The sequence below is a fragment of the Gammaproteobacteria bacterium genome (genome assembly GCA_013817245.1).
In the GTDB taxonomy this organism is placed as follows: Bacteria; Pseudomonadota; Gammaproteobacteria; order HTCC5015; family HTCC5015; genus JACDDA01.
This window is the reverse complement of sequence record JACDDA010000004.1, coordinates 198,515-211,451: the sequence shown is the minus strand read 5'-3', so window position 1 is coordinate 211,451 and position 12,937 is coordinate 198,515. Positions and strand designations below refer to the sequence as shown.

At 41.9% G+C, this 12,937-nt stretch carries 13 protein-coding genes; all 13 read left to right on the top strand.

What is annotated here, in order from left to right; genetic code table 11:
• Positions 1–70: 70 nt before the first annotated feature.
• The 13 genes from H0W44_06830 to H0W44_06770 all read left to right on the top strand — a co-directional run bounded on the left by H0W44_06830 (position 71) and on the right by H0W44_06770 (position 12,934).
• Positions 71–1,903 carry a flagellar hook-length control protein FliK gene (locus H0W44_06830; GenBank protein ID MBA3582150.1) on the top strand — a complete coding sequence of 611 codons (1,833 nt, stop codon included), beginning with the start codon at positions 71–73 and terminating at the stop codon, positions 1,901–1,903.
• A 153-nt stretch (positions 1,904–2,056) separates the two neighbouring features.
• Positions 2,057–2,611: a flagellar basal body-associated FliL family protein gene (locus H0W44_06825; GenBank protein MBA3582149.1), complete on the top strand. Its 555-nt coding sequence runs from the start codon at positions 2,057–2,059 to the stop codon at positions 2,609–2,611.
• Positions 2,612–2,613: 2 nt separating this feature from the next.
• On the top strand, positions 2,614–3,597 hold the full coding sequence (gene fliM, locus H0W44_06820; protein MBA3582148.1) for a flagellar motor switch protein FliM: 984 nt from the start codon (positions 2,614–2,616) through the stop codon (positions 3,595–3,597).
• Between the two features lie 27 nt (positions 3,598–3,624).
• Positions 3,625–3,915, top strand: a complete 291-nt coding sequence (gene fliN, locus H0W44_06815; protein MBA3582147.1) for a flagellar motor switch protein FliN — start codon at positions 3,625–3,627, stop codon at positions 3,913–3,915.
• An 18-nt stretch (positions 3,916–3,933) separates the two neighbouring features.
• Positions 3,934–4,365 (top strand): flagellar biosynthetic protein FliO, encoded by a 432-nt coding sequence (locus H0W44_06810; protein MBA3582146.1) that lies wholly within the window; start codon positions 3,934–3,936, stop codon positions 4,363–4,365.
• A 64-nt stretch (positions 4,366–4,429) separates the two neighbouring features.
• Entirely contained in the window at positions 4,430–5,137 is a 708-nt protein-coding gene (gene fliP, locus H0W44_06805; protein ID MBA3582145.1) for a flagellar type III secretion system pore protein FliP, read from the top strand.
• A gap of 17 nt (positions 5,138–5,154) precedes the next feature.
• Positions 5,155–5,424, top strand: coding sequence for a flagellar biosynthesis protein FliQ (fliQ, locus tag H0W44_06800; protein ID MBA3582144.1), 270 nt, complete (start codon positions 5,155–5,157; stop codon positions 5,422–5,424).
• A gap of 7 nt (positions 5,425–5,431) precedes the next feature.
• Positions 5,432–6,220 (top strand): flagellar biosynthetic protein FliR, encoded by a 789-nt coding sequence (fliR, locus tag H0W44_06795; GenBank protein MBA3582143.1) that lies wholly within the window; start codon positions 5,432–5,434, stop codon positions 6,218–6,220.
• A 1-nt stretch (position 6,221) separates the two neighbouring features.
• Entirely contained in the window at positions 6,222–7,379 is a 1,158-nt protein-coding gene (gene flhB / locus H0W44_06790) for a flagellar biosynthesis protein FlhB (protein ID MBA3582142.1), read from the top strand.
• A 97-nt stretch (positions 7,380–7,476) separates the two neighbouring features.
• A complete protein-coding gene (gene flhA, locus H0W44_06785; GenBank protein ID MBA3582141.1) occupies positions 7,477–9,588 on the top strand; it encodes a flagellar biosynthesis protein FlhA in 2,112 nt (703 codons plus the stop codon).
• A gap of 43 nt (positions 9,589–9,631) precedes the next feature.
• A complete protein-coding gene (gene flhF / locus H0W44_06780; protein ID MBA3582140.1) occupies positions 9,632–11,281 on the top strand; it encodes a flagellar biosynthesis protein FlhF in 1,650 nt (549 codons plus the stop codon).
• A 33-nt stretch (positions 11,282–11,314) separates the two neighbouring features.
• The gene (locus H0W44_06775; GenBank protein ID MBA3582139.1) at positions 11,315–12,154 is read left to right on the top strand and encodes a MinD/ParA family protein; all 840 of its coding nucleotides are present in this window, start codon (positions 11,315–11,317) and stop codon (positions 12,152–12,154) included.
• A 39-nt stretch (positions 12,155–12,193) separates the two neighbouring features.
• Entirely contained in the window at positions 12,194–12,934 is a 741-nt protein-coding gene (locus H0W44_06770) for an RNA polymerase sigma factor FliA (protein MBA3582138.1), read from the top strand.
• Positions 12,935–12,937: the final 3 nt, after the last annotated feature.

Below are 12,937 nucleotides of genomic sequence, written 5' to 3'. Positions count from 1 at the left end.
TTGGCCTGAAGTTTGCAATTACCTTCCGTAATGTAATTAATTCTAGGTAAGATCAACACAGGATGTGGCAATGGATATCATGCAAATAATAAGCGGCAGTGCTAACGCCGACGCTACATTGCCTAATTTAGCGGCTAATCCTGATTCCAATTTGACGTCTAATCTGTTTAATCAGCTATTAACCGGTGATATTAACCAACTTTTAAATGCACCATCATCTTTGATAAATAATGCGCCAAGCCTCGCGCTTAATACGGGTGCTGCATTAAATCTTATGCCCGTGGATATTGAGTCCACCATTGCTGCTAGTAGGGGTGAATTATTGCCGATCCAGAGCGGCAATAATTTGCCGAACGAGATGAAGGTCGCGATGCCGTTTCCAACAAAAAATGCTGCATCAACAGTTGACGCAGTGAATCTTAAAATAATCAAACCTATTGTTGAACTCACATTAAATTCGGTGCCGTCGTTAGTGTTAAGCAACCAAGAAATTAAAACAGATAAAAAAGATGCAGTTGAAGCAACGACTGACTTATTGGATATTTCCGTCAATGCCGATGCCGTCATTCCCTCGATGCCAGAATTAATTAATCTTGTGCCTGTAACACCAATACCCACATCGGCGATAGTCTTTTCAGTAAAGCCAGCGGCTAATAATTCGCTGCTAACGTCAACGCCGCTGAATAGTGCGCAATCCACATTGTCTGCACCGCAGCTTAGAGCTCCTTCTGCCGCAGCAATATCCACAGTCATTAATATACCCACCCTAGTTGACACTGCAATTTTGTCGCAAGCTGCTAATACCCATCTAAATAATGACACTCTACATAATGTAACGGCTAGTCATGTTGATCCAGCAAAAGTTATAAACGAACAAAATGCAGCCATTAATGTAAATCCTGCGACTTTATTAGCTCAGCCGGTGGTAAATATGACGGCGCCGGCCGGAATAACTCTAACCGCGACACCCGTGATTGAAAGGAATGCTGCAACGGTAGTGGCGAGTGGGAATCTTGTACCTTATAAATCGCAACAAGGCTTAGGTTTGCAAGGGAACGCTACTATTAGCGAGGTGAATGTAAGTGCAAGTGCAAGTATCACCAATGTTACTTCAGGCAGTCTTAATATTGCGAATTTATCGGGCGCTGTTTCAAGTCCGCTTATTCATATGGCTGGCACTATCGATACGCCGCTGCAAGAAATAAATATGTCTTCCTTAGCAAGCGATAGCGTCAGTGATTTACAGCTGAATGCACAAACACTTAGCAATGCCGCGTCATCGCTAGTCACTGATGAATCTGTCATAACGAACAATACTGCTAGCAATGCTATTGTTTTAAATACGACGCCCCTTAACAATAATATCGTCAGTAATAACACGTCTGCAACGAATATTGCGAATCAGATGAATACGGCTACTCTTTTATCGCCAGCGGCTGCGCCCGAACAAATTGCGTGGTTAGTACGTGACGGTCAACAGCGTGCACAATTTAATTTGCATCCTGCTGAATTAGGCCAATTAAATATTCAAATACAGACGCGCAATAATGAAGTAAATGTGCAAATCATGGCCAATAATTTGGCGCAAACCGCATTAGAACAATACCTACCACAATTACGCGAAGCTTTACAAAGCCAAGGGTTTCAATTGGTCCATACCCAAATTTTACCGTTAGATTCACAGCCTGCTGCTAATGCGCAAGCGACCAGTTCGTCGCAACAACATTATTTTCAACAAGCGAATCAATTCGGTGGTGCGGATGCCCATGCGCAACAACAACACGACAAATCGGCGGCCAATAATCGTGCAGGCGAGCATGCAGTTGATAAGCCGGATGAGTTAAATAGTCTAATCCAAACATCTACTAAAAATTTAATGAGCGAAATTGATTACTACGCTTAATTAAATTCGTTTCTTCGTATTTCCCTCGCAGCCAAATTTTTGGCGCTGTTAATATATTGACCCATATTTTGCTATTTATTGGCGTTTCCGGTGTGGCACGTCGATTGCATTATCCCTATCAAAGGCCAATTAATAGACGCAAAGGAGTGCGCTGTGAATAAATTTATTCTACCGGGGGTTTTTGGATTACTGGCGGTCATTATTGCGGTGTTGTCTACCGTGTTAGTAATGAACAGTAATTCGCACGATGAAAAACCCGTTGCTGCTGCCGCTGCTAAAGACGCAGAAGCCACTGAAACTGAAGCCGGCGCAGATGGTGCGGCCGAAGGTGAAGAAGGCGAGGAAGGTGAAGACGCGGCAGAAGGTGAGGAAGGCGAAGCTAAACCTGTCGCTTTAATTTACGAACAGGTCAATCCTGGTTTTGTAGTGAATATTTTAGACGGTAAAAAAAGTCGCTTTATGCAAGTCGATGTTACAGTCGCGGCTAGCAAGCAAGAAAGTCTCGAAGCTTTTAAAACCCATATCCCCGCTATTCGTAACGATCTCGTCATTTTACTGGGATCACAAGTTATTGAAGTGCTGCGCACGACCGAAGGCAAAGAACAGTTACGTAAAGATGTTCTAGCGACTACTCAAAAAGTGTTGACCAATATAACCGGCGAACCGCAAATCGAAGAGGTTTATATCACGCGCTTGGTTATCCAATAATCATGGCTTCGAAAGATGTACTCAGCAAAGACGAAATGGATGCGTTAACCGATAACGCATACGAAGAAGAAATTGTGATTGAGAAAAATGGAAAGCCAGCAGGTGGACGTGTATTGCAATATGATTTTCATCAACCCGCACATTTATTGAAAGCCCGTTTACCTGCACTTGATATGATTAATGAACGCTTTTGCAAGCTGTTTCAGAATGGTTTATTTAATCTGTTGCATCACATGGCGGAAATTACCAGCAGTGAAATAGAAATGCTTAAGTACACGGATTTTATTAATAGCGTGGCATTAGACGCCAGCATTAGTCGTGCAAAAATTCCAGAATTGAATGGCGCGTTTTTAATTATCTTAGATGCGTCATTGGTGTACGTGATCGTTGATTGTTTTTTTGGCGGCCCAGGACGCAGTCGTGCTAGCACCGGTGAACGTGAATTCACCTCCTTAGAAGCACGCATAATAGAAAAATTGCTAACCAGTGCGTTTAAAGATTTGCAAAATGCATGGAGACCGGTTGCGCAATTAACATTTGAATATATGCATCAAGAGCGTCATGGCCAATTAGAAGGCTTGGGCGATACCAGCGAAATCATGGTGCGTTCGCGTTTCAAAATTACCATTGGTGATGAAGTCAGTGAAATGCAAATTGTTTTGCCTTTTTCATTATTAGAACCCTTGCGACCTTTGTTAGCGTCTGGCGTGCGTAAAGAACATCCAGAATCAGATGATAGTTGGGTGCGTTTATTAACTGATCGCGTGCAAGAAACCCATGTCGGCATCAGTGCTATTTTTGCCGAAACAGATATTACCTTGGGCGAATTATTATCATTAAAAGCCGGCGATTTTATTTCGCTTATGATGGAAGAAGATACGGTGGTGTATGCCGATGAAATTGCATTGTTTAAAGGCAAGATAGGTGTTTCTAATCAAGCCGCAGCGGTGCGTTTAACGGAATGGATCAAGCCAGAAAATCGTTAATTATTTACTTAAGCAAGGAAGCAAATCATGGCCAGCAATGAAGCAAAAGCCAATATGACTCAAAATCTAGATGTGGTTCAAGATATTAAAGTTACTTTGTCGATGGAGTTGGGGCGTACCGAAATTACTATTCGTGAATTGTTGCGACTTAATCAAGGCTCCGTCATAGAACTTGCGCGCATGGTTGACGAACCCATGGATGTATTAGTTAACGGTACCTTAGTTGCGCATGGCGAAGTGGTCGTTATTGATGACAAGTTTGGGATTCGTTTAACCGATGTGGTGAGTCCTTCTGAACGTATGCGCCCTCTAAAATAAATATAGAACCAGCTTATTATGAATTATAAAAACCTCATGCTTGTCCTTGTTTTATTAACGCAAGCAATGCCGGTAGCGGCAGAACCTATAAACCCTGGCAGCGCCTTGCAAATGATCAGCGCTTTAGGTTTGGTCATTGTTATTATTTTAGCCTTATCCATCAGCGCAAAAAAACTGCAAGGTGGCTTTGTTAAGCAGCAAACTAATTTAAAAATTGAGCAATGGCTCAGTTTAGGGCCAAAAGAAAAGATTCTTATTATTCGTGCCGATGATCAGCGTTTACTGTTAGGTGTAAGTGCTGCAGGCATTCATTTGTTAGACAAGCTCAAAGCGAGCGATGACAATCTTGGCCTAGCGGCGCAGATTGAAAAAAACACGAGTCCCTTTGCCTCTTTACTAAAAAAGTATCAAGACCTTAAGCAAGGCAAGGCAGGGGATACGCATGAATAAATCCACTGTTTCTGTTTTTTATTTTATACGGATCCTACTCAGTATTGCTTTAGTGTTTTTACCCATGGTCTGCGCGCTTGCCGCGCCTGCAGGATTAGAAACCATTACGGTTAAAACTCAGGGTAATGGCGAACAAACGTATACCTTGACGCTGCAAGCATTAATTTTTATGACAGGCTTGACCCTGTTGCCGACGTTTTTATTAATGATGACATCTTTCACGCGAATCATTGTTGTATTAGCAATTTTGCGTCAAGCCATCGGTACTACTCAAACACCTTCGAATCAAATTTTAATTGGTTTAGCGTTATTCCTAACTTTTTTTATTATGGCGCCAGTATTCGATAAAATTTACGCCAACGCCGCACAACCTTATATGGATGGCGCGATGGGCACAACGGAAGCTTTAAAAGCGGGATCAATACCATTGCGTGAATTTATGTTAGCGCAAACGCGTGAATCGGATTTAGCTTTATATATCAACATCGGTGGTTACAAAAGTCCTGAGCAAGCGAGTGATATTCCGTTTTCCGTTATTTTGCCGGCTTTTGTTACTAGCGAATTAAAAACCGCTTTTCAAATTGGATTTTTATTATTTATCCCATTTTTGATTATTGATCTGGTCGTAGCCAGTGTCTTGATGTCAATGGGAATGATGATGCTGTCACCCTTGATTATTTCGTTGCCCTTTAAAATTATGTTATTTGTTTTAGTTGATGGCTGGGCGTTGGTTTTAGGAACGCTGGCTAATAGTTTTTATATTAATACTTAGAAAAAGGAAGCAATAACATGACGCCGGATGTCGTTATTCATATAGGTAAAGAAGCTTTATGGGTGCTGCTGCAAATTGGTGCGCCATTATTGCTATCGGCACTTATTGTTGGTTTAGTGATTGGTATGTTGCAAGCAGCGACTCAAATTAATGAAATGACCTTGAGTTTCATTCCCAAAGTATTGGTGTTAATGGCGACATTGTGTTTGACCGGCTCTTGGATGTTACAAACATTGATCAATTACACGCGTTCGCTGATTGAAAGTATTCCAGGTTTAATCGGTTAGTTATTCAATGCAAACCATTGCATTAGATGTTCGCTTTATTAATGAATGGCTAGGTACTTTTTTTTGGGTATTAACGCGCATTTCGGCAGTCTTTTCTATTGCGCCCGTTTTAGGTTCCAGGCTTATTCCTATGCGGATTCGGCTGATGTGCGCTTTGTCGATTACGTTTTTAATTGTCGCCACCATGAAAACGCCCGTTAGTATTGAGCCTTTTTCTGCCGCAGGATTCATCACGACTATTAATCAAATTCTAATTGGCGTGATTATTGGATTTATTTTACAAATTGCATTTAATGCAGTGATGGCCGCAGGTGAACTGATGGCGATGACCATGGGCTTGGGCTTTGCACAAATGATGGATCCGCAAAATGGTGCACAGGTTCCGGTGGTGAGTCAGTTCTATGTGATCATGTCGATATTATTGTTTTTATCATTTGATGGGCATACGGCGCTTATTTTATTAACAACTGAAAGCTTTCAATACTTGCCAATTTCAGCGCAAGGTTTGTCACGCGAATTATTTTTAGACGTTGCACAATCAGGTTCATTATTATTTTTGGGCGGTTTATTAATAGCCTTGCCTTTAGTTACGGCCTTGTTGATCGTTAATATCAGCATGGGGCTTATGACACGTTCGGCGCCGCAATTAAATGTTTTTTCAGTAGGTTTCCCGCTCACGATGTTGTTAGGTTTTGTCATGATGTTATTTATGCTACCGATATTTGCACCAGCTTTTCAACATTTGATCGAGCAGTCTTATGATTGGTTGCATCAATATTTATTAAAGACTAACTAAAATGTCAGAATCTGAATCCGGTCAAGAACGCACAGAAGAACCCACGAGTAAACGCCTTGATGATGCGCGTAATGAAGGTAATATTGCGCGCTCCAAAGAATTAAATACCATGATGGTAGTAACCGGCGGCGCAGTCATTTTATGGACATTGGGACCTAGTTTAACGACGCAATTTATCAGTTTATTAAAAGGCAGTTTTAAAATATCGCGAGAAACTATTTTTAATGAAAATGCCATGTTGCTGACGTTTACCGATATGTTAGTCAACACTTTGATTATTTTTTCACCTCTTATGTTAGCCATGGTCGTTTTGGCAATTGGCGCACCATTGATGTTAGGCGGCTGGTCATTTAGTACGGATGCGTTAATGCCAAAGTTTAGTCGGCTTAGTCCTTTGCAAGGCTTTAAACGTATGTTTGGTCTTAATGGCGTTGTTGATCTAGTCAAGTCATTATTAAAGTTTGCTTTGCTCTCGATTATTACCTTGATTGTTTTACATAATAATTTTGACAAAGCCGTGATTATGGGAACTGCTAATGATAGTGAAGTCATTGGCGATAGCATGCAACTTATTATTTCATCCACGGTATTTTTGTCACTGGCGTTAATTGTGATTGCGGCGATTGATGTGCCGTACCAGTTATGGGATCACTTGCGAAAATTACGCATGACGCGTCAAGAGTTGCGTGATGAAATGAAGCAAACCGAAGGTAATCCTGAAATTCGTGGGCGCATACGTCAAGCGCAACGTGAAATTGCGAAGCGTCGCATGCTTGCCGATATCCCGAAAGCAAATGTTATTTTAATGAACCCGACTCACTTTGCGGTTGCGTTGCAATACGATCAAGATAAACATGTGGCACCTGTTATGTTAGCGAAAGGCACTGATCAGTTGGCATTTAAAATTCGTGAAATTGCACAAAAACACAAAATCCCCATTTATGAAGAACCGCGTTTAACGCGTGCTATTTATTACAATACTGATCCGGGTGAATTAATTCCGAAGCCTTTATATGTCGCAGTAGCACAGGTATTAGCGTATATCTTGCGCTTGCAACGGGTGCGTCGTGAAGGTGGTTTGTGGCCGAATAAGCCTGTAATTCAAGATATACCGGATGATTTAACTAAACCTATTTATGAACGTACGGTAAAAGCATAATGCAGGCATCAAAACTGCATAGTGTGTAAGTGACGGAACAACGTCAAAGAATCGTCTGCTGGAGCAGTCGATAAAGCGCAACAAGGACGTCAGTTATATGGCATTTTTCAAAGAACTTACGCGCAATGGATTAGGCGCACCATTATTAGTTGTCATGATTTTGGCGATGATGATAGTGCCGATGCCGACATTTCTATTAGACATATCATTTACTTTTAACATCGCGTTATCGTTAATTGTGTTATTGGTAAGCATTTATAGTTTAAGACCTTTAGATTTTTCGTCTTTCCCCACGGTTTTATTGGTCGCCACGATGTTGCGTTTAGCGCTGAACATCGCGTCCACGCGTGTAGTGTTAATGGAAGGCCACACCGGCACAGCATCAGCAGGCGCGGTTATCGAATCTTTTGGTGAATTTGTAATTGGCGGTAATTATGCCGTCGGTTTAGTGGTGTTCGCTATTCTCGTTATTATCAACTTTGTAGTTGTTACCAAAGGTGCCGGGCGCGTGTCGGAAGTGTCCGCACGTTTTACTTTAGATGCAATGCCTGGCAAACAAATGGCGATTGATGCGGATTTAAATGCCGGTCTAATTAATCAAACCGAAGCGCGTATTCGCCGCGAGGAAGTCAGTCGCGAAGCGGATTTTTATGGCTCTATGGATGGCGCATCCAAATTTGTTCGTGGTGATGCGATCGCCGGTATTTTAATTTTATTTATTAATATCGTGGGTGGCATTGCGATTGGTGTAGGCCAACATGATTTAGCATTTAAAGTTGCTGTGCATAACTACACTTTGTTGACCATCGGGGATGGTTTAGTAGCACAACTACCTTCTTTGTTATTGTCTACTGCTGCTGCCATTATTGTCACGCGGGTTTCTAGCTCACAAGACATGAGTGATCAAATAATAAAACAAATGTTTACTGATCCACGTGCTTTGTGGATTACCGCTATCATTATTGGTTTGTTAGGCCTAATTCCTGGTATGCCCAATGTTGCATTTTTACTATGTGCGGGTGGTTTAGCGTTTATGGCCAAAACGATGGCGCCTAAAGAAGACGATGAACCGGATGTCATTATAGAACCTGAAAAAATAAAAGGTGATAACAGTAACGCCGCACAAAATGTAGATTTAAGTTGGGACGATATGAAAGCCATCGATATCGTCGGTTTAGAAGTCGGTTATCGCATTATTCCATTAGTCGATCAAACGCAAGGCGGTCAATTGATGGGACGTATCAAAGGCGTGCGTCGTAAACTTTCGCAAGACTTAGGTTTTTTGGTGCAGCCAGTGCACATTCGCGACAACTTAGATTTATCACCTAATCGTTATCGTATTACCTTGATGGGTATTCCTGAAGGCGAAGGCGATGTTTATCCGGATAAAGAATTAGCGATTAATCCTGGACATGTGTTTGGTACGATTGAAGGTATTTCTACGCGTGATCCTTCTTTTGGTATGCCAGCATTTTGGATTGATCCTGGTCAAAAAGATCATGCGCAAACCTTAGGCTATACCGTGGTTGATGCGGGCACAGTAATCGTTACACATTTAAGTAAATTATTACAAGAACATGCTCATGAGTTAATGGGCTATCAAGAAGTAGAACGCTTGATGGAAAATTTAGCGAAGACTGCGCCTAAATTAGTAGAAGATTTAATTCCTAAAGCATTACCGATGGCGACAGTGTTACGTGTATTACAAAACTTGTTGCAAGAAGGTATCCCCATTAAAAATATGCGCACGATTGCCGAAACCTTGGCCGAACATGCGCGTAATCATTCTGATGCAGATAGCTTAACGGCAGTAGTACGTGTTGCATTGCGGCGTTTGATTATGCAGCAAATCGCCGGTATGAGTGATGAAATTCCCGTCATTACCTTGGCGCCAGATTTGGAACGATTGTTGCAAAGAGCTATTACGCAAGGTCCTGAAGGTGGTGTTGGTATTGAACCTGGATTAACTGAGCGCTTACATCAAAATTTAAGTGAGTGTGTGCAACGGCAAGAAGCTTCTGGACAACCTGCAATTTTATTAGTACCGCCGGCATTGCGTTTATGGTTAGCAAAATTATTCCATCATGCAGTACCAGGATTAAATGTTTTGTCGTATACGGAAATGGTAGAAGATAAAAAAATCCGGGTGGTGTCTAGCATCGGCGGAGAATTAACAGGCCAAGTCGCAAATCGGATTGCAGCGGCCTAAATATTGAAAACAAGGATCGTGTGGTTACACGGAGGTAAAAGTAATGAACATTAAACGCATTCATGCCGCTGACATTCGCAGTGGTTTACGTAAAGTAAAAGAAGAGTTAGGCCCCGACGCGGTTATTCTCGCTAATCGTCGCACCGCGACCGGTATTGAAATTGTTGCTGGTATTAATCTCGACGATCCTTGGGCAATGAATCAAGCCAATATTAAAAGTGATGCGCGCCCTCAGGTTAATTCTTCAGCCGCGATCGCCACTAATAATAATGAACGGATTATGCACGAAGCGTATTTAGGTAATAAACCGCCAGTAAGTCAAGCTCGCATTTTATCGAATGCGACGGGTGCTTATAAACCACAGTTTCCTAAACTCAACAGCAATCTGGATAATACGGTTGATAGAATAGAAACTGCGCAACGGACGCAAGCTTCCGCTATTCAATTCTCGGCTACGCAGGCCTCAGCTACTCAACAGTTGGCGGCTAAAGCCAAAGTTATTGCCTTGAAGCAACATCAACAATCGCAAAAGTTAAATGCAGAAAATAAAGTTCTTAAAGAAGCTATAAAAAAATTAATGTTGCAACAAAAAAATAACGCCGCCACCTTGTCGAGTTTAACTGCGCAAGCGAGCCAGAAACAAAATATTAGCAGTGGCGATATCGTTAAACTGCAAGCGCCCATGCTGCGCACCGTGCAAAAAGAAATAGATCAGCTGCGTAATTTGATGGTTAATCAATTGGATTATATGGGTTGGGGCAAGTGGTCGGAACAAAGTCCTATTCAAAGTGCAGTATTGCGCCAATTAACACGCATTGGTCTAGATGCTGAACAATGTAAACGTATTGTAAATCAACTGGGCGTGTGTACGGATAAAAGCATTGCCTGGCGTAAAGCTTTGGGCTTATGGGCATCTGAAATTCGTGTGAATGGTGATGACATCATTCAACAAGGTGGCATCGTGGCGTTAATAGGACCGACAGGTGTTGGTAAAACTACCACGGCCGCAAAATTAGCGGCGCATGCAGCGAAACGTTATGGTCGTAAAAATATTGCTTTAATCAGTAGCGATCATTATCGCGTAGGCGCACATGAACGCTTAATGAGTTTTGGTCGAGCCATTGGCGTCTCAGTATTAACCGCTGCTGATGATAATGAATTAAAAGATTTATTAAGTGGCTTACGACATAAAAAATTAGTCATTATAGATACCGCGGGTATTAATCCACGGGATATAGACGCAGCTAAAGATACCATTTCATTAGCTCAACACTTTCCTAGCGTACGTAACTATTTGGTTATGTCAGCTAATACACAATCTGCGGCGTTGGATCAATTAACTCAGGCCTATCGCAAAATCCCGTTAAGTGGCTGCATTATTAGTAAATTAGATGAAGCAGCCAGCTTAGGCGAAGTGCTTAGCGTGGTATGTAAACATCGTTTAGCAATTTCTTATGTAACTACCGGTCAAAATGTACCGAATGATATAGAAGTCGCAAAAGTATCGCGCTTACTCAGCAAAGCAGTGGCATTAGCCAGTCGTAAAGTTGTGAAGTTAGACGAAAATATGTTGGCTATGCGCTACGGCGACATTATGCGCCGCAATCAGCAAAAACCTACATCAACAACACGCAGCGTAATGGCAAAACCGATAGCTAATATGCAGCACAGCGTGCAACGCCAAAGCGCTTAAGCGTTGCGATAATATTAGGAGAATGCTGAACATATGGAACATGTTGCACGTTTATTACCCGACAATAATCCTGGCCCGGTGCGTGTTATCGCCGTTACCAGTGGCAAGGGCGGCGTTGGAAAAACGAATGTATCAATTAATTTAGCGACGGCCTTAGCTAATCGTGGTCAAACGGTCATGTTAATGGATGCCGATTTAGGATTGGCGAATGTTGATGTGGTGTTAGGTTTGCATCCTGAATATAACTTGTCGCATGTAGTGTCAGGCGAAAAAACCTTACAAGAGATTATTGTTGAAGGTCCTTCCGGCGTCTTAGTTGTGCCTGCATCTTCTGGAGTACAAAAAATGGCGGAATTAAATTCAGCCGAAAATGCAGGTTTGATTCGTGCTTTTAGTGATTTAACCGGACGCATTGACACCTTAGTTATTGATACAGCGGCAGGCATTGCTAATAGTGTTATTAGCTTTTGTCGCTCTGCTACGGATATTGTCGTGGTGGTCTGTGATGAGCCTGCTTCTATAACCGATGCTTATGCTTTAATAAAAGTGTTAAATCGCGATCACAAAGTACGTCGTTTTAAAATTCTCGCTAACATGGTGCAGTCTTCGGCGCAAGGCAGTGAGCTATACACAAAATTATTTAAAGTCGCGAATCGTTTTTTAGATATTAATTTAGAGTATATCGGCATGATCCCGCAGGATGAGTATTTGCGTAAAGCGGTGCAAAAACAATGGACCGTGGTTAATGCATATCCTCGTAGTAGATCCGCTAGCGCGTTCATGAAACTTGCTGCGAGTGTTGTGCAATGGGAAAGAGTGGATTCGAAAGGTAATTTAGAATTTTTCTTTGAGCGTTTAGTGACAAATTCCTGATATTAAACGTCATTGATGCAAATGCGTGGAGCAAATGTTATGAATGGGTATGCTATGTATGCCAAGACTGAAGTTGATAATGCCGATGACGTTCTGCAGAAGCATGCGCCTTTGGTAAAAAAAATAGCCTATCACTTGATGGGGCGTCTACCTGCAAATATACAAATAGATGATTTGATCCAAGCCGGTATGATCGGTTTAATGGAAGCCGTAAAAAATTATGATGCTGCTCAAGGCGCGAGTTTTGAAACTTACGCGGGCATTCGCATTCGCGGTTCCATGTTAGATGAAGTCCGTACCGGCGATTGGACACCTCGATCAGTTCATCGTAAGCAACGTGAGCTAAGTGAAGCTATGCGAAAAGTCGAGCATCGCAAAGGTGGTGATGCAAAAGATCATGAAGTCGCCGCTGAAATGGGCATTTCATTAAATGAATATCATAGTATTTTAGCGGATGCGAGTGGCGCTAAATTATTTAGTTTAGACGGCAATGGTGAAGATGATGATGACTATTATCAAAATTATGCGATTTCGCCGGATGCAGATCCTTTAAAACAAATTACCGATACGCGTTTTAGAAAATCGTTGGCGGATGAAATTCGACGTTTACCTAAACGTGAAGCATTAGTTATGTCTTTATATTATGAACAAGAAATGAATCTACGTGAAATTGGTGACATTTTAAGCGTGAGTGAATCACGCGTGTGTCAAATCCATGGCGAGGCTTTAACTCGCTTGCGCACCCGTATGCGTGATTGGTTACAACGTGATGATGAATAACTG